The organism is Aeromicrobium sp. UC242_57, from assembly GCF_044452305.1.
Lineage (GTDB): Bacteria > Actinomycetota > Actinomycetes > Propionibacteriales > Nocardioidaceae > Aeromicrobium.
Window position 1 is genome coordinate 221205 of the sequence record NZ_JBIOAM010000001.1, and the last position, 25162, is coordinate 246366.

The following is a 25162-nucleotide window of genomic DNA, read 5'->3' on the forward strand; positions in this document are numbered from 1 at the left end:
GCCGTCCCTGCGGTAGCGTCGTGGCGTGCATCGCTCTGGACGCCTGCGGATCCCCGCCTCGATCGCGCACCCGGTTCGGTTGCTGCCGCTGACGTTCCTATCCCTGATCCTGATCGGCACGCTGCTGCTGCTGTTGCCGTTCGCCCGCTCCGGTGCCCACAACCCCGAGTTCATGCCGGCGTTCTTCACCTCGGCGTCGGCCGTCACCGTGACGGGGCTCGCGACGGTCGACACCGCGACGTACTGGACGCCCGCCGGCCAGGGCATCATGCTGGCGCTCGTCGAGATCGGCGGCCTCGGCATCATCGCCCTCGCGACGGTCCTCGGCCTGTTCATCGGTGGCCGGCTCGGCCTCCGGACGCGCATGGTCGCCCAGGCCGACATGCACATCGTCAACATCGGCGAGGTTCGTCCGCTGTTCAAACGTGTCGCGGTGACGATGCTGTTCTTCCAGAGCGTCACGGCGCTGATCCTGACGATCCGCTACCGGACCCACTACTTCGACGACCTGCCGACGGCGCTGTGGCACGGAGTCTTCGACGCCGTCATGGCGTTCAACAACGCGGGCTTCTCGCTCAACAGCGACAGCATCGGCAAGTATGCGGGAGACGGGCTGATCATCCTGCCGATCTCGTTCGCGGTGTTCGTCGGTGCAGTGGGCTTCCCGGTGCTCGCCGAGCTGTTCTCCGGATGGCGCACGCCGTCGCGGTGGACGATCCACACCCGGTTGACGGTGTGGGGATCGATCGGGCTGCTGGTCGTCGGCGCCCTGGCCTTCCTGCTGCTGGAGTGGAGCAACCCGGCGACCCTCGGCGGCTCGGGGTTCTGGCACAAGATCGTGACGGGAATCGAGGGCGGCATCATGCCCCGGTCGGGAGGACTCAACTCCTTCGACTGGGGAGAGGTCCGTCCCGAGACGCTCAACATGGGCATCATCTTGATGTTCATCGGCGGTGGCAGCGCGAGCACCGCCGGCGGTATCAAGATCACGACGTTCCTGCTGCTGGCCTACGTCATCTGGGCCGAGCTGCGCGGCGACCCCGAGATCGCGGTCGGCGCACGGTCGATCAGCTCCCGGGTCGCCCGCACGGCAATCACGATCGCCCTGCTCGCGGTGATGCTCGTGACCACGACGACGTTCATCGTGATGCTGATGACCGACTTCGACTTCGAGCAGGTGCTGTTCGAGTGCACGTCGGCATTCGCGACGGTCGGACTCAGCACCGGGATCACCCCCGACCTGCCGCCGGACGCGCAGGTCGTCATCATCGTCCTGATGTTCCTGGGGCGTGTCGGCACCATCGCAGTCGCAGGTGCACTGGTGCTGCGGCGTAGGATGCCGCGGTACCACCTTCCCGAGGAGCAACCGATCATTGGCTAAGGACCGCAACACCTCTCCGACCCCACCGGTCATCGTGCTCGGTCTGGGGCGTTTCGGCACGGCCGTGGCCCGTTCGCTCGTGCAGCTGGGACATGAAGTCCTGGCCGTCGACGAACGTGCCGACATCGTGCAGAAGTACGCCAGCGACTTCACGCACGTCGTCGCCGCCGACACGACCGACACCGAGGCCCTGCGCCAGATCGGTGCCGAGCAGTTCGGCATCGCGGTCGTCGGCATCGGCACCGACATCGAGGCCAGTGTCCTGACGGTGCTGGGTCTGCTCGACCTCGGCGTCAAGGAGGTCTGGGCCAAGGCGATCAGCGGCAAGCACGCGGCGATCCTCGAGCGGGTCGGCGCGACTCAGGTCATCCGGCCGGAGTCGCAGATGGGCAAGCGCGTCGCGCACATGGTGACGGGCACCATGACCGACTTCATCGAGTTCGACGAAGGCTTCGCGATCGCCCGCACCAAGGCGCCCTCGCGGGCCGTCGGCAAGACGCTGCAGGAAGCCAAGCTGCGCGCCGACTACGGGGTCACGATCGTGGCGATCAAGTCGCGCGGCTCAGACTTCACGTACGCGCAGGCGACGACGTCGGTCTATGCCGGCGACGAGGTCATCGTCTCGGGTCCCACGACCAAGGTCGAGGCCTTCTGCGCGCTGTCCTGAAGAAGGCTGAGCTGCCTGTGAGCGGTGGTCCCAAGGCTAGGCTCACCACCGTGAGGTCAGCCTCCTCTTCGTTGTGACCGCCCTGAAAATTGGGCATGGTGGAGTCATGACTTCCGTTCACGCACAGACCCCGTCCGCCCTCGCCACGACGTCTGAGATCGCCGCCGGCGTGGCCCAGTTCCTGAGCCCTGTCGTCCGTGACCTAGAGGCGCTCGTCGTCAACGGCAAGCAGGCGCACTGGCACGTCCGCGGCGGCAGCTTCGTCGGTGTCCACGAGACGCTCGACCAGGTCGTCGCCCATGCGCAGGACTACGCCGACACGGCTGCCGAGCGTGTCGTCGCGCTGGGCCTGCCGGTCGACGCGCGCCTCCAGACGGTGGCCGCGCAGGCGACCCTTCCGGCGCTGCCCGACGGCTTCCAGTCCTGGCAGGACACCGCAGCGGCCGTCGTCGGCCAGATCGACGCGGCCCTGGTCACGGTCCGCGCTGCCATCACCGGTCTCGATGACATCGACCTGAGCAGCCAGGACGTCGCGATCGAGATCGAGCGCGGTCTCACCAAGGACCGCTGGTTCCTGCAGGCACACATCGCCGCCTGAGTGCGCCATGTCGCGCCCCGCACTTGAGTAAGGTAAGGCAACCCTCTACTCTTGGCGGGTGAGATCCCACCGTCGCCGCCAGCCCACCGAGCACGCGTTCATCGCCGGCGACGTGGCTGATCTGCCCGGCATCGTGACGGCGCTGGCGTGGCTGCCGCCCGACGCGTACGGGCAGGTGCTGATCGAGGTCGGCACCGACGAGCAGCTGCCCGTGCTCGCCGCGCCGCCACGCGTGACGGTCCACCGCCTCGAGCGGTCGCCCCAGGGCCGTGGCATCGCCGTCGGCCGAGCCGCGGCGGCCTGGGTCGAGGAGTGGATTCCCGACGAACCGGACGAGCGCCGTTCCGTCTCCATCTGGGTCGGCCAGGGCGTCGACCTGAGCTGCTCCGCGATCATCGGGCTGGCCGAAAGGCTCTGACCCGGTCGGAGTGCCGAGCTCGTGCACTCGCCCGACATGCGGAGGGGGCTGGGCGGGAGTAACGTCCCTCGATGGAGCCGGCCGGGGGGCCGAAACTCCTGCGAATGGGGGGATCTCGGTGCTCCAGGCGGCTGACAACACGTTCCGGCTCGACGCGGACGTCTTCGACTACACGATCATCGCGCTGTACTTCGTGGTGGTGCTCGGCATCGGGGTGCTGGCCCGCAGGCAGGTGTCGTCGAGCATCGACTTCTTCTTGTCCGGCCGCTCACTCCCGGCCTGGGTGACCGGGCTGGCATTCATCTCGGCGAATCTCGGTGCCGTCGAGATCATGGGCATGTCGGCCAACGGCGCCGAGTTCGGCGTTGCGACGTTCCACTACTTCTGGATCGGTGCCGTTCCGGCGATGCTGTTCCTCGGCATCGTGATGATGCCGTTCTACTACGGCTCCGGCGTGCGCAGCGTGCCCGAGTTCATGCGGCGGCGCTTCGGCACCGGCGCCCACCTGGTCAACGCGATCAGCTTCTCGGTCGCCCAGCTGCTGATCGCTGGCATCAACCTGTACCTGCTCGCCACGATCGTCAACCGGCTGCTCGGCTGGCCGCTGTGGGTCTCGCTGATCGTGGCCGCGGCGATCGTCCTCAGCTACATCACCCTGGGCGGGCTGTCGGCCGCGATCTACAACGAGGTGCTGCAGTTCTTCATCATCGTGGCAGCGCTGACCCCGCTGACGGTCGTGGCACTGCACAAGGTCGGCGGGTGGCAGGGCATCACCGACAAGATCCAGCCAGGACCTGAGCAGCTGTCGTCATGGCCGGGCACCGATCTGACCGGCATCTCCGATCCGCTGATGTCGACGATCGGCATCGTCTTCGGACTCGGCTTCGTGCTCTCGTTCGGCTACTGGACCACCAACTTCGTCGAGGTGCAGCGAGCGATGGCCTCGGACTCGCTGTCATCGGCCAGACGGGCCCCGATCCTTGGCGCGTTCCCCAAGATGTTCATCCCGTTCATCGTCATCATCCCCGGCATGATCGCGGCGATCATCATCCCCGAGATCACGAGCCTGAAGTCTGGCGACGGAGACACCGGGGGAGCGACCTACAACGACGCGATCCTGCTGCTGATGCGCGACCTGCTGCCCAACGGCATGCTCGGCATCGCGATCGCGGGCCTGCTCGCCTCGTTCATGGCCGGCATGGCGGCCAACATCTCGGCGTTCAACACAGTGTTCTCGTACGACCTGTGGCAGCAGTACGTCAAGAAGGACAAGCCCGACGGCTACTACACGCTGGTCGGTCGGATCGCGACCGTGGCCGCGACCGTCATCGCGATCGGCACGGCGTACTTCGCGTCGAACTACGACAACCTGATGAACTACCTGCAGACCCTCTTCGGCTTCTTCAACGCGCCGCTTTTCGCGACATTCATCCTCGGCATGTTCTGGAAGCGGATGACGGCGACTGCCGGCTGGACCGGGCTCGTCGCCGGCACCGCTGCGGCGGTCGCGGTGGCCTTCCTCAGCGAGGACGCCTTCGGCAGTGCGAGTCTCGGCTGGCTCGATCTCAAGGGGCAGGGCGCGAGCTTCGCGGCGGCCGGAGCCGCCTTCGTCGTCGACATCGTGGTCAGCGTCGCCGTGAGCCTGATGACCCGGCCCAAGCCCGACAAGGAGCTGGCAGGCCTCGTGTACTCCCTGACGCCCAAGGAGGACCGCACCGACCCAGAGCAGGCGACGCTGCCCTGGTACCAGTCGCCGACGCGGCTCGCCGGGATCGCCCTGGTCATGGTCCTCGCCCTCAACCTGCTGTTCCGATAGGAGTCCGTCATGCCCAGTCCGCACCCCGCAAGAAGGCCGGCCTGTTCGACATCCGCTTCGTGATCGCTGGGCTGCTCGCGGCCTACGGTGTGATCTTGGTCCTGCTCGGCGTGTTCAACGCCAGCGACGAAGAGCTTGCCCGCGGGGACGGTCTCAACATCAACCTGTGGGGTGGCGCGGGGATGCTGAGCAGTGGCCGTCGCGTTCGCGGTGTGGGCCCGGTGGCGACCGGTTGTCGTTCCGGTGGAGACCGACGAGGGACCCGACCGGTAATATTTCGCCAGTGAGCACGCCTGATGCAACGACTGCCTCCTACCGTTACACCAGCGACCTCGCGGGGGAGATCGAGCGCCGGTGGCAGGACCGCTGGGACGCCGAAGGAACCTTCGAGGCGCCGAACCCGGTAGGTGACCTCGCCGATGCCTCGCCAGACGGTCCAGGTCTCGGCGAGAAGTTCTTCATCATGGACATGTTCCCGTACCCGTCCGGCGCCGGGCTGCACGTCGGTCACCCCCTGGGCTACATCGCCACCGACGTCGTCGGCCGCTACCGCCGCATGCAGGGCGACAACGTGCTGCACGCGCTGGGCTACGACGCGTTCGGCCTGCCCGCCGAGATCCACGCGGTGCAGACCGGCGAGCACCCCCGCACCAACACGCTGGCCAACATCGCCAACATGCGCCGCCAGCTGCGACGTCTCGGCCTCGCGCACGACTCGCGGCGCAGCTTCGCCACGATCGATCCCGACTACGTCAAGTGGACCCAGTGGATCTTCGTGCAGATCTTCGAGTCCTGGTACGACGAGGAGCAGGGCAAGGCGCGTCCCATCAGCGAGCTGCGCGCGGAGTACGAGGCCGGCCAGCGCACCGCCCCCGACGGCGCAGCCTGGTCTGAGCTGGGGCCGATCGAGCGTCGCATCCTGATCGACTCGGTCCGCCTGGCGTACGTCGACGAGTCGCCGGTCAACTGGTGCCCCGGACTCGGCACCGTGCTGGCCAATGAAGAGGTCACGGCCGAAGGCCGCAGCGAACGCGGCAACTTCCCGGTCTTCACCCGCAACCTGCGCCAGTGGAAGATGCGGATCACGGCCTACTCCGACCGGCTGATCGACGACCTCGAGCGCGTCGACTGGCCGAGTCGGTCAAGAACATGCAGCGCAACTGGATCGGCCGCTCGCACGGTGCGCGCGTCGTGTTCCAGGTGCCGTCGGCCTCGACGTCGTTCGAGGTCTTCACGACCCGTCCCGACACGCTGTTCGGTGCCACCTACGCAGTCCTGGCGCCTGAGCACGAGCTGGTCGACACGCTGACCGCGGCAGAGTGGCCCGAGGGCACGTCGCGGGCCTGGACCAACGGTGCACAGAGCCCGGCCGAGGCCGTGTCGGCCTACCGGGCCATGGCAGCGGCCAAGACCGACCTCGAACGTCAGGAGAACCGCGACAAGACCGGCGTCTTCACCGGCACGTACGCGACCAACCCGGTCAACGGCGAGCAGGTCCCGGTCTTCATCGCCGACTACGTCCTGACGGGCTACGGCACCGGCGCGATCATGGCCGTCCCCGGCGGCGACCAGCGCGACTGGGACTTCGCCGAGGCATACGGTCTGCCGATCATCCGCACCGTCGAGCCGCCGGCCGGTGCCGAGGGCGCCTATCCCGGTGAGGGGCCGGCGATCAACTCCGCGCACGGCGACCTCGACATCAACGGCCTGGGCATCAGCGACGCCAAGGCCGCCGTCATCACGTGGCTGCAGCAGCACGGCGCCGGCGAGGGCACCACGACGTACCGTCTGCGCGACTGGCTGTTCAGCCGCCAGCGCTACTGGGGCGAGCCGTTCCCGATCGTCTACGACGAGCTCGACCAGCCCATCGCGATCCCCGAGTCGATGCTCCCCGTCGACCTGCCCGACGTCCCCGACTACTCGCCCAAGACGTACGAGCCCGACGACGTGCACAGCGAGCCCGAGCCGCCGCTGGCCCGCGCCGACGAGTGGGTGCACGTGACCCTCGACCTCGGCGACGGTCCCAAGAAGTACCGGCGCGAGACCAACACGATGCCCAACTGGGCCGGATCGTCGTGGTAACGGCTGCGCTACACCGATCCGCACAACGCCGACGTCATCACCGACCCCGAGAACGAGAAGTACTGGCTCGGCCCGAAGAAGCCCGGCGAGACCGGTGGCGTCGACCTGTACGTCGGTGGCGTCGAGCACGCTGTGCTGCACCTGCTGTACGCGCGCTTCTGGCACAAGGTCATGTTCGACCTCGGGCACGTCTCGAGCGAGGAGCCGTTCCACCGGCTGTTCAACCAGGGCTACATCCAGGCCTATGCCTACACCGATGACCGGGGCACCTACGTCCCGGCCGACGAAGTCGTCGAGCGCGACGGCGAGTACTTCCTGGGCGACCAGGTCGTCAACCGTGAGTACGGCAAGATGGGCAAGAGCCTGAAGAACATCGTCACCCCCGACGAGATGTACGACGCCTACGGCGCCGACACGTTCCGGGTCTACGAGATGTCGATGGGACCGCTCGACGTGTCCCGCCCTTGGGAGACACGTGCCGTCGTCGGTTCGCAGCGCTTCCTGCAGCGGGTGTGGCGTCTGCTGGTCGACGAGGAGTCTGGAGACCTGCTGGTCGACGAGTCCGCTCGACGCGGCGACCCTGCACGTCCTGCACACCACGATCGAGGGCGTGCGCGGTGACATGGAGCATCTGCGCTTCAACACCGCGATCGCCAAGCCTCATCGAGCCGACCAACCACCTGACCAAGGCCGGCGTCAGCAGCCGCGCGGCGGTCGAGCCGCTCGTCCCGATGCTCGCACCGGTTGCTCCGCACATCGCCGAAGCTGTGGGGACGCCTGGGTCATGAGGGCTCGCTGATCCGCGAAGGATTCCCGGTCGCCGATCCGGCGCACCTGGCGGCATCCTCGGTCACGTGCGTCGTGCAGGTGCTGGGCAAGGTGCGCGGCGAGCTCGAGGTCAGCCCCGACATCTCCGACGACGAGCTGACGGCGCTCGCGCTGGCCGAGCCCAACGTCGTCAAGTCGATCGACGGTCGCGACATCCGCAAGGTCATCGTGAAGGCGCCGAGCTGGTCAGCATCGTCGTCTGAGTTTCGCACCGCCCAACAGGGGCCAGAGCCGATAGCATCGCTGCATGCCTCGGATCGCGATCGTGACGGACTCGACGTCGTCGTTGGATCCTGCCGACGCCGAGCGCGAGGACATCACGGTCGTTCCCCTGCAGGTCATCGTCGGGGCCGACGTGTTCACCGAGGGTGTCGACATCAGCGCCGACCAGATCGCCGCGGCGCTGGGCACGTTCACGCCGGTCAGCACGTCTCGCCCGACGCCTGAAGACTTCTTGGCCGTCTACGAGCGGCTGGCCGCCGAGGGCGCCGACGAGATCGTCTCGGTCCACCCTGAGCGCCAAGATGTCCGGCACCCTCGACTCGGCCTTGCTGGCCGCCAAGCAGTCGCCGGTTCCGGTGACCTGCGTCGACTCGACCCAGGTCGGCATCGCCACGGGCTTCGCTGCCGGCCGGGCGGCGCAGGCCCGCGATGCCGGGCACGACGTCGCGGACGCGGCTGATGCGGCGCGCCGTGCAGGTGAGGCGTCGACGGTGCTGATCTACGTCGACACGCTCGAGTACCTCAAGCGCGGTGGACGGGTCGGCTCGGCCGCGGCCCTGATCGGCTCGGCGCTCGCGGTCAAGCCGATCCTGACGATCACCGACGGCATCGTCGCGCCGCTCGACCGCGTCCGCACCAAGGCCAAGGCGCTCGCCCGTCTGGAGGCGCTGACGCTCGAGGCCGCCCTCGACTGCCCGGACGGCTACGACATCGGCGTGCAGCATCTCGCGAGCCTCGACACCGCGACGCAGGTCGCCGAGCGCCTGGCAACGGCTCTTGGCCGCGACAGCATCCCGGTCGACGAGGTCGGTGCCGCGATCGGCGCCCATGTCGGCCCGGGCACGATCTCGGTGGCGATCACGCCCGCGCTGCTGATGACTGGTTGTCCACCGGTCCACGGCCCCGGTGGTTTGTCCACAGGGAAGCATCAGGTGGCCTGACGTTCGCAGGCAGCGCGCCTACCGTCGAGGGATGAAGGCCGCAGAACCCGACGAGACTCGTGCCGACGTCGCTCGCCGTCGGCTCGCCCAGCTGGCGGCGTCCTTCGACAGCCAGCTGCCCGAGGCTGACGATGACGAGCCGGCCCCGCCACGACACAAGTCCGAGATCCCGTACGTGCGAGCCGTCGCCGCGGTAGCGGTGGCGGCCTGCGTGTTGCTGGTCTGGTGGCTGCTGTCGGCACGACCTCAGTCCAGCGAGGCCGGGGCGCCGCTCGTGCTCGATCCGACGGCCAGCGTGTCACCCGCGACGTCGCCCACGACGACCTCGCCCACCGATGCCGCGGTCGAGCTCGTCGTCGACGTCACCGGCAAGGTCAGGCGCCCCGGCATCGTGACCCTCCCGAAGGGCTCGCGGGTCTATCAGGCGATCGAGGCAGCCGGTGGCCTCAGGGGAAAGGTCGACACGACATCGATCAACCTGGCTCGCGAGGTCACCGACGGCGAGCAGATCCTCGTCGGCATCGCGCCCGTCGAGGGTCACGACCAGGCCGCTGGCGGAGGGCAGGCATCCGGAGGGACCAGCGCCCCTGCGAAGGTCAACCTCAACACCGCGACGGCCGAGCAGCTCGACGGGCTGCCCGGAGTGGGACCCGTCACGGCGCAGGCGATCCTGGCCTGGCGTGACGACAACGGCAGGTTCGCCACGGTCGACGACCTGCTCGACGTCAAGGGCATCGGCGAGGCGACCCTCGCCGAGCTGCGCGATCTCGTCATCGTGTGAACCACGACCTGCGGATGGTCCCCGCCGCCGTGCTGGTCTGGGCGGCGACGGCAGGGCTCGTCACGGGCAGCGGACGTCTGGCCGTGGCGGTGGGTCTGGTGGCAGCCGTGACCGCCGCTGCCCTGTTGCGGTGGCGGGTCGCCAGACCGGTGGCCCTCGCCGCGGTGTGCCTGGCTGCTGTCGCCACGTCCTGCGGCTGGCGACTCACGATGGTGGAGCACTCACCGCTGTCCGCGCTCGCTGCCCAGCACCGGCTCGTGACGATGGACGTCGAGGTGCTGCGCGACGCGCGGACGTTCGTGAGCTTTCGGTCGGCAGAGCGTCATCGTCGAGCTGCGGGTCCGACGACTCACGGCCTCGGGCACAGACGTCCGGCTGCACGATCGGGCCACGGCGTTCATCCCGGGCGAGGCGGACGGCCTGGTCGTCGGACGCCGGCTCGTCGTCAAGGGCCGCATCGCGCCGTCGGACCGACCCGGCGAGGCGGCCGTGGTCCACGTCCAGCGTCGCGGGCCCGCCGAGCGTGCGGCCTGGTGGTGGGAGGGCTCTGAACGGGTGCGTCACGGCGTGAGAGAGGCAGTCGGGCACCTGGACGACGAGCCTCGCGCCTTGGTCCCGGCGCTCGTCGACGGCGACGACTCGCGCATCAGCGAGTCCGTCGAGGAAGACTTCCGGCGCAGCGGCCTGACGCACCTGATGGCGGTCTCCGGCACGAACCTGACGATCGTGCTGGGCGTCGTGCTGGCGCTGGCCCGCGCGGCCGGCCTCGGTCGGCGGTGGCTCGTGCTGGCGGGTGCCGTGTCGATCGTGGCCTTCGTCCTGCTGGCCCGTCCCGATCCGAGCGTCGTGCGCGCGGCCGCGATGGGGGCCGTCGGCGTCGCTGCCCTCGGCTTCGGGTCACGCGGGGGAGTGAGGGCGCTGGCCTGGGCCGTCATCGGCCTGCTGTTCGTCGACCCCTGGTTGTCGCGGATGCCGGGCTTCATCCTGTCCGCGGCCGCGACCGGCGGGATCCTGCTGCTGGCGCCGGTCGTGGCGGGGCGGCTGCAGGAGTGGTTGCCGCGGTGGGCCGCGCTCGCGATCGCAGTTCCTCTGGCCGCACAGCTGGTCTGCACTCCCGTCATCGCTGCTCTGTCGGGAGAGGTGTCGCTGGTCGCGGTGCTCGCGAACCTGCTGGCCGCTCCTGCGGTCGCCCCGGCGACGATCGCTGGTCTGGCCGGAGGTCTCGTCGCGCTCGTGTGGGTGCCTGCGGCACAGCTGTTCGGCACGGTCGCCGGAGTCAGCACGAGCTGGATCTTGACGGTGGGGCACCGGGCGGCCGGGCTCGACGGCGCCTCGCTCCAGTGGCACGCGCCGTGGCAGGTGCTCCTGGTCGTGGTGCCGCTGCTCACCTGGCTCGTCGTCCGGCTGTCGTCGCATCCGGTCGTGTTCACGGGACTCGTGCTGGGGCTCGTCGTGGGCATCTGGCGGCCACCTCAGGTGGGCTGGCCGCCGGCCGGCTGGGTCATGGTCGCGTGCGATGTGGGGCAGGGCGACTCAACGGTCCTGAACGCGGGTGACGGGACGGCCGTGGTCGTGGATGCCGGCCCGGATGGCGCGGCGGTCGACCGGTGTCTCGACCGACTGGGCGTCGACCGCGTGCGGCTCATGGTGTTCACCCATGCGCACGCCGATCACGTCGACGGCTGGCCAGGAGTACGCAGCGGTCGCAGGGTGGACCAGGTCGCCGTCGGTGCGTCAGGCGGTCCAGCTCCGCCCGGCGCTCCCCGGCACGTCGTCAGCGCGGGGGAGTCGTTCACTGTCGGAGCCGTCGCAGCACGGGTCCTGTGGCCACCGGCCGACCAGCCACCGGCGGGGGCCAACGATGCGAGCGTCGTGCTGCTGGTCGAGGTGCGTGGCCTGCGAATGCTCCTGACCGGCGACATCGAGCCGGACGCGCAGGACGCCTTGCTGCGTTCGGGGGTCGATCTGCGGGCCGAACGTGCTGAAGATGCCGCACCACGGCAGCGGACAGCAGTCCGAGCGCTTCTTCGAGGCGGTCGACGCGCAGATCGCGACGATCAGCGCAGGGCGAGACAACGACTACGGCCATCCTGCCGCTGCCGCGCTCAGCCTGCTGCGCGCGCAGCAGGTGCGGTGGTGGCGCACTGACACCGACGGCGACATCGCCCTCGTCGAGCGTGAGTCTCGACTGATCGTCGTGACACGCTGACCGGTGACCCGATCCTGTCGGTGCCGGGCCATACGGTTGAAGAGATGAAGATTCTGCACACCTCCGACTGGCACCTGGGCCGCACGCTGCACGGCGTCGACATGCACGAGCACCAGCGCGCCTTCGTCGACCACCTGGTCGCCGAGGTCTCGGCGCGGGCGATCGACGCGGTGCTGATCAGTGGCGACGTGTACGACCGGGCCATCCCCGCCGTCGACACCGTGCGAGTCTTCGACGACGCCTTGGCGCGACTCAGCGCGCTCACGACCGTCATCATCACACCGGGCAATCACGACTCGGCGGTGCGGCTCGGCTTCGGCGCCGGGCTCATGCGCGACAGCATCCGCATCCTGGCCTCGATCGCTGACCTGCACGATCCGGTCCTGCTCGACGACGGTGACACCACGGTCGCGGTCGTACGGCATCCCCTACCTCGACCCCGAGACCGCCCGGGCCGCGCTGGCCGACGATCCCGAGTCGTGGCCCGCACGTAGCCACGAAGGTGTGCTGACCGCAGCGATGCAGCGCATCCGCGCCGATCTCGACCAGCGTGACGGCGTGCGGGCGGTCGTCATGGCCCATGCCTTCGTCGTCGGTGGGCTGCCGTCCGACAGCGAACGCGATCTGAGCGTCGGGGGAGTCGACTCGGTGCCTTCCGGGGTCTTCGACGGCGTCGACTATGTCGCTCTCGGGCACCTGCATGGCCCGCAGCAGGTCAGCGTTCCAGGTTCGACCACCGTCGCGCGCTACTGCGGCTCGCCCCTGGCCTACTCGTTCTCCGAGAAGTCGCACCGCAAGTCGACGGTGCTGGTCGAGCTCACAGTCGATGAGCCACCGGTCACGACGTTGATCGAGGCGCCGGTGCCACGGCGGCTGACCGAGATCCGCGGAGAGCTCGCGCACGTCCTGTCAGCCGAGACCGACCAGCACCTCGACGACTGGCTCAAGATCATCGTGACCGATCCGTCCTACCCGGCCGAGATGCACGCCAGGGTGCGCGAACGGTTCGAGCACGTGCTTCAGCTGACGCACGAGCCACTCGACGTCGTGCGGGTCGGTGCGGCCCCTGTCGTGACCGAGGCGATGGCCCCGACCGATGTGGCGACGCAGTTCGTCGACTTCGTCACCGCGACGCCTGCCACCGAGGCAGAGGTCGACGTCATCCAGCAGGCCTATGACGCCGTGCAGGCGAAGGCGCAGGCCGCGCGATGAAGCTCTACACGCTGTCGTTGCAGGCCATCGGACCTTTCGCCGGCGCGCACACAATTGACTTGGCCGCGTTGGGACAGTCAGGGCTGTTCTTGCTCGAAGGCCCCACGGGTGCGGGCAAGTCGACGATCATCGACGCGATCGTGTTCGCGCTCTACGGCGATCTGGCGGGCGAGTCGGCCAGCAAGGAGCGCCTGCACTCCCACCATGCCGAGCGGGGTGTCGAGCCGTTCGTCGACCTGGTCTTCGAGGTCGACTCCGGCGTGTACCGGGTACGGCGTTCGCCAGCACACCAACGTCCGAAGCGCCGTGGTGAGGGCACCACGACCCAGAACGAAGCGGTGACTCTCAGCCGCGTGACCGACGTCGACGCGCCCGACGCCGGTGTGCCCATCTCCACCTCGACCCAAGAGGTCGGCCACGAGATCGTCGAGTCGTCGGACTGCGCAAGGACCAGTTCCTGCAGACGGTCGTGCTGCCGCAAGGCGAGTTCGCCAGATTCCTGCGCTCCAACGGCGAAGACCGCAAAGCCCTGCTGCAGACGATCTTCCGCACCGAGATCTACGAGCAGATGACCAAGACGCTCGTCGAGCTGCGACGCGACGCGAATGCCCGCACGGAGACTGCGCGTCACGAAGTTCGTCAGGCCGTCGCAGTGCTCGCCAGTGCCGCCGATGTCGAGACCGACGGCCTGCTGACGCTCGACGGGCTGGTCGACGACGAGCTGGTCGGTGAGATCCTCGCGGCGGCCCAGATCGAGGCCGCGACGGCGGCCCAGGCAGCGCAGCAGACCTCCGCCGAGCGGAGCGAAGCCGAGAAGTTGCTGGCCGAGGCCGAAAAGCTCGATCGTGCCCTGCAGCGCCGCACGGCTCTCCTGACACAGCACAGCGAGCTGGCCGAGCAGCAGGCAGAGGTCCTGGCCGCCGCTGAAGAGCTGAAGGGTGGCCAGCGCGCTGCCGTCGTGACCGGCTCCGTGAGGGCGCACGACGTGGCAGCCGTTGCGGCAGAACGCGCGACGACGGCGCACGACGAAGCCAGATCGGCGCTCGGCCTCACGCTGTCGGCGTCCGAGTGCACCGAACGGGACGAGGCCTTGGGCAGCAGGCTCGCGCATCTCGACTCCTTCCAGACCATGGAGGCAGGCTTCGCCCCCCGTGATCGACAGATCGATCGGCTTGACGAGAAGGTCGCGTCGATCGAGGTGCAGATCGAGGAGATCGACAAGCGGATCACCGAGCGCCCGATGCTGCGTGAGGCCTTGCAGGACGCGCGCACCGAACAGCTCAGCCTCGTCGCAGGTCTCGGTGCTGCCCAGACCGCCGTCGACAGCCGGCTCTCGCTCTCAAGAACGCGATCGTCGCCGCCGACAAGCAGGTCCATCTCGCGACAGCCAGCGCGACCCTGGTCGAGCTCAGCGGCATCGCGCAGGGGGCCGTCGAAACGCACACCGGGACCACTTCGCCGCCTGCAAGGGATGGCCGGCGAGCTGGCCAGCGATCTCGTCGACGGATCGCCCTGCACCGTGTGCGGCGCGACAGAGCACCCGAGGCCCGCCGAGCGCGCCGAAGATCACCCTGACGACGAGTCGATCGAAGCCGCAGACGTGGCAGCCAAGAAAGCTGAGGCCGACGTGGTGGCGGCTCGTTCGGTCGTCGATCGACTTGACGCCGAAGTGGCGGCGGCGCGTGAAGTCGCCGGAGGGCTGTCGGTCGACGGCGCCCAAGAGGTGCACGATGATGCACTCGCAGTCCTCGGCAGCATCAAGCTGGCAGCAGATCGGGTCGATGAGCTCGACAAAGAGCTCACGAAGCTCGAGGCGGCCGAGCTCGATGACGAGCGCCAACGGGGTCGGGCCACGGCCGATCTGTCGCAGGCCACGGCGCAGCTGACCCTGCTGACGACGGCCTTGGCCAATGATCGTGCGCACCTTGCGGCGCAGCTCGGCGACGAGGCCGAGACCTTGGCCCAGCTCGTCGAGCAGCTCGGCGCCGAGCGCCGACGGGTTCAACGGTATGCCTCGACGATGCGTGATCAGCAGGATGCTGCCGAACGGCTCGAAGCAGCCGCCGAAGAGCTCGACCGCCAGCTGGCCGAGCACGACTTCGCGTCCGTAGACGAGGTTCGCGCGGCAACGCTTCCGACCGATCGGGCCGATCATCTGCAACGGCTCGTGTCACAGCACCAGCAGCAGGTCGCGGTGGTCGAAGCCGGCCTCGCCTCGACCGAGATCGTCGCGCTGACAGGCGAAGAAGATCCAGGTCTCGACGAGGCTCGCGAAGCCGCAGTCCAGGCGCAGGCAGCCGATCGGCTCGCTGCGGCCACAGCGGGCACCGCGCAGGCCCGAGCCGTCAAGGTCGATCAACGACGCGAGGCCCTGTCTGCGGCTCAGCAGGCGCTCGACAGCGTGAGTGCCGATGCTACGGCGGTGATCCGAATGGCTGAGATCGCCGACGGCACGTCCAGAGCCAATCTCAAGAGTCTGACCCTCGGCACCTACGTGCTGATGCGCCGCTTCGAAGACGTGGTGGCCGCGGCCAACGCGCGACTGGGTCCGATGTCCGACGGCCGTTGCCAGGCGCGCGACCGACGAGAAGGAGCGCGGTGCCCGCGGACGACGCACCGGCCTCGCGCTCGCGGTGCTCGACACCGAGACCGGACAAGAGCGCGAACCCCGCACTCTGTCAGGTGGCGAGACGTTCTACGTCTCGTTGTGCTTGGCGCTCGGCCTGGCCGACGTCGTCACGGGTGAGGCCGGTGGCATCGAGATCGGCACACTGTTCGTCGACGAGGGATTTGGCTCCCTCGACCCGCAGACCCTCGACGACGTGATGTCAGAGCTCACAGCGTTGGCCCGCGGTGGCCGGGTCATCGGCATCGTGAGCCACGTCGAAGACCTCAAGCTGAGGGTCGTCGATCGCATCGAGGTCCGCCGCCAGGACGACGGCTCCTCGACGCTCACGGTCAAGGTCTAGGCTGAGCCTGTGGCCTCGGCATTCGGCAAGATCCTTCTCATCACCGGCAATGCCGAGTTCCTGGCCGACCGTACGCGGCTCAAGGCCATCAAGGTCGTGACGGCCGAGCAGCCCGAGGTCGAGATCGCCACGTCGACCTCCTCGGGGCTGCAGCCTGGCGAGCTGGCGGGATTGACCAGCCCGTCGCTGTTCAGCGATGCCAGCGCACTGGTGCTGACCGAGCTGCAAGACCTGCCCGATGCCGCCCAGAGCGAGCTGCTGGCCTATGTCGCCGAGCCGTCGCCTGATGTCGCGGTCATCCTGGTGCACAGCGGAGGGCAGAAGGGCAAGGGCCTGCTCGACAAGCTGCGCAAGACCCCCTCGGTCACCGAGGTCAAGGTCGAGCAGCCCAAGTATGAACGTGACTTCGCGCAGTGGGTCTACAACGAGGTGCGCAGCCTAGGTGCTGGCATCGACGAAGACGCTGCCTCGTTGCTGGTCGCCGCCGTCGGCCAAGATCTTCGCGCTCTGGCAGGGGCAGCTGACCAGCTGGTTGCCAATCTCGAGAAGGGCACGACGATCTCGGCCTCGCTCGTGCGCCAGTACTTCGGGGGACGAGCTGATGTCCGCGGCTACGAGATCGCCGATGCCACGATCGACGGTCGCATCAACGTGGCGCTCGAGCAGGCGCGCTGGGCCGAGACCGCCAAGGTCGCACCGGTGCTGATCACCAGCGCCCTGGCGACGGGTCTACGCTCCTTGGCCAAGCTGTCCAGCGCCCCCGGCAGCATGCGTGACAACGAGCTCGCCGGGCACATCGGGGTCCCGCCGTTCAAGATCCGTACCCTGCGTGCGCAGCTCAGAGGATGGGAGCCTGCAGGTCTGGCCGCTGCCATCGCGGCCGTCGCTCAAGCCGATCTCGACGTCAAGGGCGGGGCCGCCGATCCGGCGTTCGCAGTCGAGCGCATGGTGCTGCAGGTAGCTGCTCAACGACGGCGCTGATGACGTCCGGCGCCACGTCACGCATCGACGCGGTCGATCTGGCGCGCGGTGTCGCGCTGATCGGCATGATGCTGGTCCACCTCGGGCCAGTGTGGACCGGGGGCCATCCTCCGTGGGGTGATGTCGTTGCCGGTGGGCGTGCCGCTCCGCTGTTTGCGATGCTGGCCGGTGTGGCGCTGTCGCTGGTGCACCGTCGAGACCCCCGCGGCGCTGGGTCGGTGCGTGCGACGTGCATCCGGGCGGCCGTCCTGATCGTCCTGGGTCTCGTGCTCGGCTCGCTCGACGACATGCCGGTGTACGTCATCCTGGCGTTCTACGGCCTGATGATCGTCGTGGCGTTGCCCTTCCGGGGGCTGCCCACGTGGGTACTCGGGACGCTTGGTGTGGTCTGGGCCGTCATCGCGCCGCTTGCCCTGCTGTGGTTGCAGATCCACCACGGGCCGGTTATCTCTGAGCAGGCCTCGACGGCTGACCTGCTGCCGCCGTGGTCGCTGGTTGCTCGGCTCGTCGTGTGGGGTGCCTACCCGGCACTGGTCTGGTTCGCCTACGTCTTGGTCGGGCTGGCTGTCGGGCGGCTCGACCTGACTGCGCTGCGGACGTCCGTGTCGCTTGTTGCCGCCGGTGCCGTGATGCTCGTGGCGTCGTTGGGCATCGGCTGGATCGCGATCGCCCAGGGAGTGTTCGACGACTGGGCTGCCAGCGGGGGAGCGCAGAGCGGCTGGCCGCTGCTGGTCACGCGCACGCCCTATCCATACGACTCGGCGTCGTGGCGCGAGCTCTGGCTCGTGGGGGAGCACACCTCGCGACCGCTCAACGTCCTCAGCGCGATCGGCTCGGCGCTGGTCGTGATCGGTCTGTGTGCGCTCGTGCTGCGGTTGACCTCGGTCAGCCGGCTGCTCGCGCCGCTTCGTGCGGCGGGTGCCATGACGCTGACGTTGTACACGGTGCACGTGCTGTGGACCTGGCGTCTCGATCTCGAGATGGCCGAGATGGGCTACGGGAGCTGGCTCACGCAGGTCGTGGTGCTGTGCGGGTTCGCGTTGCTGTGGCAGCGTCTGGTCGGGCGCGGCCCGCTGGAGTCGGCCGTGCGTTGGCTCAGTGTGACGGCGTGGTCGACGCGTGCTCGTGACCGCATCAACACATGAAAAAACGTCCCGTATGGAGCCCGGGACGTTCTTTTCAGCCAGCTGACGTCAGAGCGCAGCGGCCTTCTTGGCAATAGCCGACTTGCGGTTGGCTGCCTGGTTCTTGTGGATGACCTTCTTGGTCGCAGCCTTGTCGAGCTTGCGGTTGGCCTCGGACGCGAGGGCCTTGGCCTCGTCGGTGTTGCCAGCCTCAGCAGCCTCGTCGAAACGACGGATAGCCGTCTTCAGTGCCGAACGAACGGACTTGTTGCGCTCGCGGGCGAGCTCGTTCTGACGGTTGCGCTTGATCTGCGACTTGATATTCGCCACGGGGCAAACCTGTTTCTCTCGAGTGGAACTTGGGTGATGAAAAGTCAATGGACGTGCCGGGGACATGCCGGGGCACGCGACGACCAACTCTATCAGCCTCCTGCCCGTCGCCTCAAATCGGCAGACGGAGGGGGAGGGTGAGCGTCCGCGATGATGTGACCTAAGGTAAACCTTGCCTTATTAAGGCAACCCTCAGTATCGAGAAGGATTCCCCCGTGAAACGGTCACCACTGTTCCTGTCACTGGCGCTCGCGCTCAGTGTGACAGCCCTGCCCGCCCAAGCCGTGTCCAGCCCCGAGACAGGAGGACCGGCCGAGCTGCTGCGCTTCACCGGAGACCCCTCGAGTGCAACGGGCAGCGCGATCAGCAACGGCGTCTGCGACGTCAACGGCGATGGAGCAGATGACGCCGTCGTGGGTGCCTGGTTCTGGGACAAGGGCGCGACGGCCAATGTCGGTGCCGCCTACGTGCTGCTCGGGGGAGCGGACGCGCGTGGAGGTGACCTCGCCGACCCCACCTCCGCTGGCGCCGTGCGAATCGACGGCTACAAGGCCAATGACTCAGTCGCCATCTCTGTCGGTTGCCTCGGTGACGTCAACGGCGACGGGCTCGACGACATCGGCATCGGCGACTACGTCAACAACCGTGCGTTCGTGATCTTCGGCGCCGAGCAGTTCACGGGATTGAGCCTGGACGCGATCGGCGACCGCGGCTTCATCGTCAAGGAGGACTTCACGTCGAGCACCGACCGCGGGAACCTGGGCTACTCCATGGGCGCTGTCGGTGACATCAACAACGACGGCCTCGACGACTTCGCCTTGTCGGCCATCGTCGCTGACACCCGCGGCCGCAACAACAACGGCAAGGTGTGGGTCATCGCCGGACGCGATGACATCTCCGACGTCAACGTCAGCACCCCGGCCGCCGGCGAGGTGCTGCTGTCGCTCGACGGTGCTCTGGCCGACGAGCGGGTCGGTTCGGTCGCGAAGGCCGGTGACGTCAACGGCGACGGCATCGACGACTTCGTGCTCGGCTCGTACACCTCGACCCCGTGGGGATCGTCGCTGGCGGTGCCCGGAGCGGCCTACGTCGTGTTCGGTGGCACCACCGGAAACATCGACCTGCTCACGCTGGACGAGAAAGGCTTCAAGGTCTTCGGGCCCCAACGTCAGCGTGACCGCATCGGCATCTCGGTGTCGGCGGCCGGAGACGTCAACGGCGACGGACTGGCCGATCTGCTGATCGGTGCCGACGGCGTGGCCAACGCGGCCACCGGAACCCGCAACGGCGGGGCCGCCGTGGTTCTCGGATCGGCGTCGACTGCCACGGTCTACACCGACCCGCTCGCCGCCAACGGGCAGGCAGTCTTCACCTGCCCAACCGGCGAGCCTGCCGGCACCTGCCCGACTCCGACCCGTCGTGGCTACTGGATCAACGGCGCCGTCGCAGCCGACGCGACCGGCTACTCCGTCGCCGGCATCGGCGACGTCAACGACGACGGCGTGCCCGACTTCGCGATCGGCGCCTACGGCTACGACCCGGTCAACCCGGCCAACACCGCGACGACGATGAGTGGCGCGGGTGCGACGTACGTCGTGCACGGCCGGACCACCGGGGCGGTCCAGGAGCTTCTCGGCGCTGACCGAGGCTGACGGCTACCGCATCGACGGGCAGAAGGCCGGCGACCGATTCGGTCGTCAGGTCGGACTCATCGGCGACTTCGACGGCAATGGTGCGCGTGACCTGGTGGTCGGCGCCGACATGGCGGCGCGGGGCACCACCTCGCAGAACGGCGAGCTCACGATCGCCCTGCTGGGCAAGCTCGTCACCACGACGACGGTCGCCGGCCCGGCATCGGTCGCCCCGACCCAGGATGCGACGTTCACCGCGAACGTGACCAAGCAGATCGGCGACCAGACTCCGCTCGCCGAGGGCACGGTGTCGTTCACGCTGGCGGGTACCGCGATCGACGGATGCTCCGCACTACCGCTCGTCGCTGGCTCAGCGAGCTGCACAGCTGCCTTCGCCGACGAGGTCAGCGGTCAGGTCGTCGCGCAGTACGACGGCTCGTCCAGGCTCCAGTCGTCTGACGCCGAAGCCGGCTTCGCCGTCGTCAAGACGGCGACCACGACGGCTCTGCAGTCGTCGCTCAACGATCCCAAGCCCGGCCAGCTGGTCCAGCTGCGTGCCTCGGTCTCCGACGCTGGCGCTGCGGCTGTGGACGCCGGCACGGTCAAGTTCCTGAGCGACGGGGAGGCGATCACGGGATGCAAGGCCGTCGCGCTGAGTGGTGGCGACGCGGTCTGCACCACGACCTGGTCCTCGCGGTCGGAGCCTGAGGTGACGGCCGAGTACAGCGGCACGGCGGTGCTCGCAGGGTCGACCTCCGGCGCGCAGACTCTCGTCGTCGGATCAAATGCGGTCATCAAGCCGTCGGCCACCCCGCGACTGACCTACGGCACTGCCGGGGGCGCCTTCGCTGGTGAGATCCGTGGCGGCGACGACACCGCCACCGGCACGGTCGAAGTCCGCAGGGGCAGCATCGTGCTGGGTCGGTCGTCGCTCCAGTACGGCGAGTACGACATCCGGCTGGGCGCTACGGCGCTCGCACCGGGATCGCACACGCTGACGCTCGCCTACAGCGGCGACTCGAAGAACCGCGGCGCCGAGCGCAACATCTCGGTCGTCGTGGCCAAGGCCTCGGGCAAGGTCAGCTTCACCCGGTCGCGCAGCACGCTCAAGCGCAACCAGCGCCTGACGGTGGCCGTCAAGGTCGCCGCGAAGGGTGTCGTCCCGACCGGGAAGGTCCAGGTCAAGGTCGGGTCCAAGGTCGTCAAGACGTTGACCCTGAAGGGCGGCAAGGCGCGCTACAGGCTCTCGAAGTTCAGCTCGAAGGGCACCAAGAAGATCTCGGTGGTCTACATCGGCTCGGGAACTGTGGCCAAGGCCGTCTCGAAGACTCGCAAGGTGGTGCAGAAGTGATCCGCGGTCTGCTCACGGGGGGCCTCGTGCTGGGGATGCTGGCCGTCCCCGGCACGGCGCAGGCCAAGGCGAACCCGGCACTGAAGCTCTCGGCCAGCAGCATCACGGTCTCCGAGAAGCGGATCGCCAAGGTCGCCGTGCGTTGCATCTCTTCCAAGACGTGCCGGGGCACGCTGCAGCTGAGGGTCGCCGGCAAGAGCTCGGCGAAGAAGACCTACGCCGTGGCGTCCAAGAAGTCCAAGACGTACTCCGTGACGCTGACGGCGGCGCAGTTCTCGGCGATCCCACGGGGTGGCAAGAAGGCGTCGACGGTGCGGATCGCGGAAAAGGCGCCGAAGAAGATCTCGACCCGTTCGGTCGGGCTGACGCTGAAGCGCTCGGCCGCGCCCAAGCCGACTCCGACGGTGCCGACGCCGACCGTCCCGACGACCCCGCCGGGACCGGCGCTGTCGAAGGCCTACACAGATCGCAACTGGACACCGACCGCCTTCGACACCTGCCCGGCGTCGCTGCACCGCACGTACAGCGTCGTCGGGCCGGACGGCAAGCTCTACCCCGACCTGGCATCCGGCAACCGACATCGATCCCGCCACGGGCAAGTCGTGCACGTACGGTCACGAGCACGGCGACGATCCGGCGACGTCGGACATCTACGACTGGGTCACCGACTTCATCGACGAGGACTCCAGCAAGAGCCGAGGTGTCCCGTTCGGGTACGTGTCTGAGGTGCTCGACGCCTACTCGGCGGCACAGAGCAGCCTGGTGACCCGTCACGAGGACAACGCCGGGCACAAGATCATCGTCGCCAACAACGTCAGCGTCATCGGTGCCAACCCGCGCACCACGGTCAAGGACGATGCTGGCAACCCGATCAAGTGCGACTACCTGATCAAGTTCCACCAGGGATCGCACAGCAGCGATGCGACGAAGAACAACGCCCACGAGACGCTGTACGGGCTCAAGTGCACCGACGGGACCGAGGTCATCTCGTCGACGTTCACGAGATATGGCAACGCCAATGAGTTCGACCGGACCTGCGACCAGCAGAAGGTCGTCACGAGCGGCAGCATCCTGCCCGACGGCTTCGGTGGTCGCCGGCTGATCCCCGACACGTACTGCGTCAACAAGGACGTCCTCGTGCCCGGCAACCAGCAGAGCAACATCTGGTCGCTGTACGAGGTGTGGGAGTCGGCCAACCGCATCCAGAAGGCCGACGGGACCGAGCTTGCGGCTTCGACCCGTGGTTCGGCGTCCGCAACCCCTCGCGGGTGTACTCCGCCGGAGTCGTCGGCGAGATCATGGCGCTGGTCGACACCCTCTTCCTGGTCGACGAAAGTGACGGCGGCACCGCCAAGGGGCATCCGTGGAGCGAGCACTCGGGCGAGCACATCGCGAAGGCCGATCCGACGTCACCGTTCGACGGAGCGCAGCGCGACTACTACCTGCAGGGCACGACGGTCGCGAACGCGTCCGGCCCGAACGTGTGGTGGACCGATCCGTACGGCGACAACGCCGCCACCGAGGCGTCGACCGGGTCGGTGAGGCAATGGGTCTCCAGCACCGACAACACCGACTGGCCCGAGCTGGAACGGCGCACCTTCGACATGGAGAAGGACTTCGGCAAGGACAACGGGGTGCACGCCCCCAACTGACCTGACCGAGGTGACACAGGCGGTGGTGAGCCGTGGGCTGGGGAGTGGGACGATAGGAGCACTATGACCTCCCCGTGCCGTACCCGCAGCCCGGGGCCACCGACCCGAAGATCCTGCGCAACTTCTGCATCATCGCGCACATCGACCACGGCAAGTCGACGCTGGCCGACCGCATGCTGCAGCACACCGGCGTCGTCGACGGCCGTGACATGAAGGCCCAGTACCTCGACCGCATGGACATCGAGCGTGAGCGCGGCATCACGATCAAGAGCCAGGCCGTGCGCATGCCGTTCACCAAGTCCAGCGGCGACGACGCGGGCACGGTCTACGTCCTCAACATGATCGACACCCCCGGCCACGTCGACTTCACCTACGAGGTGAGCCGCAGCCTCGAGGCCTGCGAGGGAGCCGTCCTGCTGGTCGACGCCGCTCAGGGCATCGAGGCGCAGACGCTCGCCAACCTGTACCTGGCGATCGACGCCGATCTCGACATCATCCCGGTGCTCAACAAGATCGACCTGCCCGGCGCCCAGCCCGAGAAGTACGCCGAGGAGATCGCCGGCATCATCGGCGGCAACCCCGACGACGTGCTGCGGGTCTCGGCCAAGACCGGTCAGGGCGTCGAAGAGCTGCTCAACCTGATCGTCGACGAGATCCCGCCGCCGAAGGGCGATCCCGATGCGCCGCCGCGGGCGCTGATCTTCGACTCGGTCTACGACACCTACCGCGGCGTCGTCACCTACGTCCGGGTCGTCGACGGCAAGCTCAGCCACCGCGACAAGATCAAGATGATGTCGACCGGTGCGGTGCACGAGATGCTCGAGGTCGGGGTCATCTCGCCCGAGCCCGCTCAAGGCTGCCGACCTGGGGGTCGGCGAGGTCGGCTACCTGATCACCGGAGTGAAGGAAGTGCGCCAGTCGCGAGTCGGCGACACCGTCACCTCGCACATCCGCGGCGCCACCGAGCCGCTCGGCGGCTACAAGAATCCCAATCCGATGGTGTTCGCCGGCCTCTACCCGATGGACGGCGACGACTACCCGACATTGCGGGATGCGCTCGAGAAGCTGCAACTCAACGACGCCGCACTCGTGTACGAGCCGGAGTCGTCCGGCGCGCTGGGCTTCGGCTTCCGCATCGGCTTCCTGGGGCTGCTGCACCTCGAGATCGTGCGTGAGCGGCTCGAGCGCGAGTTCAACCTCGAGCTGATCTCGACTGCCCCCAACGTCGTCTACCGCGTCGAGATGGAGGACGGCAAGGAGATCACGGTCACCAACCCGTCCGAGTACCCGTCCGACGGCAAGATCGACAAGGTCTACGAGCCGGTCGTCCGCGCCACGGTGCTGAGCCCGTCCGACTACATCGGCGTCATCATGGAGCTGTGCCAGGCGCGCCGCGGCCAGCTCATCGGCATGGACTACCTGTCCGAGGACCGGGTCGAGATCAAGTACACGCTGCCTATGGGCGAGATCATGTTCGACTTCTTCGACGCGCTCAAGAGCCGCACCAAGGGTTATGCCTCGCTCGACTACGAGCCCACGGGTGAGCAGGCGTCCGACCTGGTCAAGGTCGACGTGCTGCTGCAGGGCGAGGTCGTCGACGCGTTCAGCGCGATCGTGCACCGCGACAACGCCTACGCCTACGGCGTCTCGCTGGCCGGCAAGCTGGAGAGCTCATCCCGCGTCAGCAGTTCGAGGTGCCGATCCAGGCTGCCATCGGAGCACGGGTCATTGCCCGCGAGAACATCCGCGCGATCCGCAAGGACGTGCTCGCCAAGTGCTACGGCGGCGACATCAGCCGCAAGCGCAAGCTGCTCGAGAAGCAGAAGGAGGGCAAGAAGCGGATGAAGATGGTCGGCCGCGTCGAGGTCCCTCAAGAGGCGTTCATCGCCGCGCTCTCGACTGGTGACGTCGAGAAGAAGTAGCCACGGCGAGGCGGTGACTGAGCGACGTATCCGTGGCTGGGATAGGT

The 25162-nt window shown here is 68.1% G+C and carries 27 protein-coding genes and 2 pseudogenes; 27 read left to right on the forward strand and 2 right to left on the reverse strand.

Going from position 1 to position 25162, the window contains the following annotated elements; all coding sequences use genetic code 11:
* Positions 1 to 25: 25 nt before the first annotated feature.
* From ACHMWU_RS01465 to ACHMWU_RS01510, 10 genes are all read left to right on the forward strand, one after another.
* Positions 26 to 1381: a TrkH family potassium uptake protein gene (locus ACHMWU_RS01465; RefSeq protein ID WP_396041365.1), complete on the forward strand. Its 1356-nt coding sequence runs from the start codon at positions 26 to 28 to the stop codon at positions 1379 to 1381.
* Positions 1374 to 2048 carry a potassium channel family protein gene (locus tag ACHMWU_RS01470; RefSeq protein WP_396041366.1) on the forward strand — a complete coding sequence of 225 codons (675 nt, stop codon included), beginning with the start codon at positions 1374 to 1376 and terminating at the stop codon, positions 2046 to 2048. The genes ACHMWU_RS01465 and ACHMWU_RS01470 overlap by 8 nt, the downstream gene beginning before the upstream one ends.
* A 106-nt stretch (positions 2049 to 2154) precedes the next feature.
* The gene (locus tag ACHMWU_RS01475; protein ID WP_396041367.1) at positions 2155 to 2646 is read left to right on the forward strand and encodes a Dps family protein; all 492 of its coding nucleotides are present in this window, start codon (positions 2155 to 2157) and stop codon (positions 2644 to 2646) included.
* 58 nt (positions 2647 to 2704) lie between these two features.
* The gene (locus tag ACHMWU_RS01480) at positions 2705 to 3064 is read left to right on the forward strand and encodes an SIP domain-containing protein (protein ID WP_396041368.1); all 360 of its coding nucleotides are present in this window, start codon (positions 2705 to 2707) and stop codon (positions 3062 to 3064) included.
* Positions 3065 to 3182: 118 nt separating this feature from the next.
* Positions 3183 to 4880 (forward strand): sodium:solute symporter family protein, encoded by a 1698-nt coding sequence (locus ACHMWU_RS01485; RefSeq protein ID WP_396041369.1) that lies wholly within the window; start codon positions 3183 to 3185, stop codon positions 4878 to 4880.
* 59 nt (positions 4881 to 4939) lie between these two features.
* The gene (locus tag ACHMWU_RS01490; RefSeq protein ID WP_396041370.1) at positions 4940 to 5167 is read left to right on the forward strand and encodes a hypothetical protein; all 228 of its coding nucleotides are present in this window, start codon (positions 4940 to 4942) and stop codon (positions 5165 to 5167) included.
* Entirely contained in the window at positions 5164 to 6189 is a 1026-nt protein-coding gene (locus ACHMWU_RS01495; RefSeq protein WP_396041371.1) for a class I tRNA ligase family protein, read from the forward strand. The genes ACHMWU_RS01490 and ACHMWU_RS01495 overlap by 4 nt, the downstream gene beginning before the upstream one ends.
* Complete coding sequence (locus ACHMWU_RS01500) at positions 6081 to 6962, forward strand: hypothetical protein (protein WP_396041372.1); 882 nt, start codon at positions 6081 to 6083, stop codon at positions 6960 to 6962. The genes ACHMWU_RS01495 and ACHMWU_RS01500 overlap by 109 nt, the downstream gene beginning before the upstream one ends.
* A 132-nt stretch (positions 6963 to 7094) precedes the next feature.
* On the forward strand, positions 7095 to 7583 hold the full coding sequence (locus ACHMWU_RS01505) for a hypothetical protein (protein ID WP_396041373.1): 489 nt from the start codon (positions 7095 to 7097) through the stop codon (positions 7581 to 7583).
* Positions 7580 to 7750: a hypothetical protein gene (locus tag ACHMWU_RS01510; RefSeq protein ID WP_396041374.1), complete on the forward strand. Its 171-nt coding sequence runs from the start codon at positions 7580 to 7582 to the stop codon at positions 7748 to 7750. Before ACHMWU_RS01505 ends, ACHMWU_RS01510 begins: the two co-directional genes overlap by 4 nt.
* Here the strand turns inward: ACHMWU_RS01510 and ACHMWU_RS01515 are convergent.
* On the reverse strand, positions 7745 to 8002 hold the full coding sequence (locus ACHMWU_RS01515) for a hypothetical protein (RefSeq protein ID WP_396041375.1): 258 nt from the start codon (positions 8000 to 8002) through the stop codon (positions 7745 to 7747). The two genes, ACHMWU_RS01510 and ACHMWU_RS01515, sit on opposite strands and share 6 nt — an antisense overlap.
* A 35-nt stretch (positions 8003 to 8037) precedes the next feature.
* Here ACHMWU_RS01515 and ACHMWU_RS01520 point away from each other — a divergent pair.
* From ACHMWU_RS01520 to ACHMWU_RS01575, 12 genes and pseudogenes are all read left to right on the forward strand, one after another.
* Positions 8038 to 8238: pseudogene (locus tag ACHMWU_RS01520) on the forward strand (DegV family protein); the annotation flags it as partial.
* Between the two features lie 76 nt (positions 8239 to 8314).
* Entirely contained in the window at positions 8315 to 8953 is a 639-nt protein-coding gene (locus ACHMWU_RS01525) for a DegV family protein (protein WP_396041376.1), read from the forward strand.
* 31 nt (positions 8954 to 8984) lie between these two features.
* Positions 8985 to 9734, forward strand: coding sequence for a helix-hairpin-helix domain-containing protein (locus ACHMWU_RS01530; protein ID WP_396041377.1), 750 nt, complete (start codon positions 8985 to 8987; stop codon positions 9732 to 9734).
* 14 nt (positions 9735 to 9748) lie between these two features.
* Positions 9749 to 10285: a hypothetical protein gene (locus ACHMWU_RS01535; protein WP_396041378.1), complete on the forward strand. Its 537-nt coding sequence runs from the start codon at positions 9749 to 9751 to the stop codon at positions 10283 to 10285.
* A gap of 16 nt (positions 10286 to 10301) precedes the next feature.
* On the forward strand, positions 10302 to 11882 hold the full coding sequence (locus tag ACHMWU_RS01540) for a ComEC/Rec2 family competence protein (protein ID WP_396041379.1): 1581 nt from the start codon (positions 10302 to 10304) through the stop codon (positions 11880 to 11882).
* Between the two features lie 105 nt (positions 11883 to 11987).
* Complete coding sequence (locus ACHMWU_RS01545) at positions 11988 to 12437, forward strand: exonuclease SbcCD subunit D (RefSeq protein WP_396041380.1); 450 nt, start codon at positions 11988 to 11990, stop codon at positions 12435 to 12437.
* Complete coding sequence (locus tag ACHMWU_RS01550) at positions 12340 to 13155, forward strand: exonuclease SbcCD subunit D (protein ID WP_396041381.1); 816 nt, start codon at positions 12340 to 12342, stop codon at positions 13153 to 13155. Before ACHMWU_RS01545 ends, ACHMWU_RS01550 begins: the two co-directional genes overlap by 98 nt.
* The gene (locus ACHMWU_RS01555) at positions 13152 to 13727 is read left to right on the forward strand and encodes an AAA family ATPase (protein ID WP_396041382.1); all 576 of its coding nucleotides are present in this window, start codon (positions 13152 to 13154) and stop codon (positions 13725 to 13727) included. The genes ACHMWU_RS01550 and ACHMWU_RS01555 overlap by 4 nt, the downstream gene beginning before the upstream one ends.
* Positions 13625 to 15901 (forward strand): hypothetical protein, encoded by a 2277-nt coding sequence (locus ACHMWU_RS01560; RefSeq protein WP_396041383.1) that lies wholly within the window; start codon positions 13625 to 13627, stop codon positions 15899 to 15901. The genes ACHMWU_RS01555 and ACHMWU_RS01560 overlap by 103 nt, the downstream gene beginning before the upstream one ends.
* Entirely contained in the window at positions 15789 to 16124 is a 336-nt protein-coding gene (locus tag ACHMWU_RS01565; RefSeq protein WP_396041384.1) for an SbcC/MukB-like Walker B domain-containing protein, read from the forward strand. The genes ACHMWU_RS01560 and ACHMWU_RS01565 overlap by 113 nt, the downstream gene beginning before the upstream one ends.
* A gap of 9 nt (positions 16125 to 16133) precedes the next feature.
* Complete coding sequence (gene holA / locus ACHMWU_RS01570; protein WP_396041385.1) at positions 16134 to 17105, forward strand: DNA polymerase III subunit delta; 972 nt, start codon at positions 16134 to 16136, stop codon at positions 17103 to 17105.
* Entirely contained in the window at positions 17105 to 18250 is a 1146-nt protein-coding gene (locus tag ACHMWU_RS01575) for a heparan-alpha-glucosaminide N-acetyltransferase domain-containing protein (RefSeq protein WP_396041386.1), read from the forward strand. The genes holA and ACHMWU_RS01575 overlap by 1 nt, the downstream gene beginning before the upstream one ends.
* A 48-nt stretch (positions 18251 to 18298) precedes the next feature.
* Here ACHMWU_RS01575 and rpsT read toward each other — a convergent pair whose 3' ends face one another.
* Positions 18299 to 18559, reverse strand: coding sequence for a 30S ribosomal protein S20 (gene rpsT / locus ACHMWU_RS01580; RefSeq protein ID WP_396041387.1), 261 nt, complete (start codon positions 18557 to 18559; stop codon positions 18299 to 18301).
* 215 nt (positions 18560 to 18774) lie between these two features.
* On the opposite strand from rpsT, the gene ACHMWU_RS01585 reads away from it, so the two are divergent.
* The 5 genes and pseudogenes from ACHMWU_RS01585 to lepA all read left to right on the forward strand — a co-directional run bounded on the left by ACHMWU_RS01585 (position 18775) and on the right by lepA (position 25115).
* Positions 18775 to 20211 carry an integrin alpha gene (locus tag ACHMWU_RS01585; RefSeq protein WP_396041388.1) on the forward strand — a complete coding sequence of 479 codons (1437 nt, stop codon included), beginning with the start codon at positions 18775 to 18777 and terminating at the stop codon, positions 20209 to 20211.
* Positions 20141 to 21541: an Ig-like domain repeat protein gene (locus ACHMWU_RS01590; RefSeq protein ID WP_396041389.1), complete on the forward strand. Its 1401-nt coding sequence runs from the start codon at positions 20141 to 20143 to the stop codon at positions 21539 to 21541. Before ACHMWU_RS01585 ends, ACHMWU_RS01590 begins: the two co-directional genes overlap by 71 nt.
* Entirely contained in the window at positions 21538 to 22266 is a 729-nt protein-coding gene (locus tag ACHMWU_RS01595; RefSeq protein WP_396041390.1) for a hypothetical protein, read from the forward strand. The genes ACHMWU_RS01590 and ACHMWU_RS01595 overlap by 4 nt, the downstream gene beginning before the upstream one ends.
* 1 nt (position 22267) lies before the next feature.
* On the forward strand, positions 22268 to 23083 hold the full coding sequence (locus ACHMWU_RS01600) for a hypothetical protein (RefSeq protein WP_396041391.1): 816 nt from the start codon (positions 22268 to 22270) through the stop codon (positions 23081 to 23083).
* A gap of 184 nt (positions 23084 to 23267) precedes the next feature.
* A pseudogene (lepA, locus tag ACHMWU_RS01605) lies at positions 23268 to 25115 on the forward strand (translation elongation factor 4).
* Positions 25116 to 25162 lie beyond the last annotated feature (47 nt).

What these genes read in the sequence shown, in the direction of transcription:
- ACHMWU_RS01525 (WP_396041376.1), top strand. Translation starts at nt 8,315, where the DNA reads ATGTCCGGCACCCTCGACTCGGCCTTGCTGGCCGCCAAGCAGTCGCCG.
- ACHMWU_RS01545 (WP_396041380.1), top strand. Translation starts at nt 11,988, where the DNA reads ATGAAGATTCTGCACACCTCCGACTGGCACCTGGGCCGCACGCTGCAC.
- ACHMWU_RS01535 (WP_396041378.1), top strand. Translation starts at nt 9,749, where the DNA reads ATGGTCCCCGCCGCCGTGCTGGTCTGGGCGGCGACGGCAGGGCTCGTC.
- ACHMWU_RS01475 (WP_396041367.1), top strand. Translation starts at nt 2,155, where the DNA reads ATGACTTCCGTTCACGCACAGACCCCGTCCGCCCTCGCCACGACGTCT.
- ACHMWU_RS01575 (WP_396041386.1), top strand. Translation starts at nt 17,105, where the DNA reads ATGACGTCCGGCGCCACGTCACGCATCGACGCGGTCGATCTGGCGCGC.
- ACHMWU_RS01530 (WP_396041377.1), top strand. Translation starts at nt 8,985, where the DNA reads ATGAAGGCCGCAGAACCCGACGAGACTCGTGCCGACGTCGCTCGCCGT.
- ACHMWU_RS01555 (WP_396041382.1), top strand. Translation starts at nt 13,152, where the DNA reads ATGAAGCTCTACACGCTGTCGTTGCAGGCCATCGGACCTTTCGCCGGC.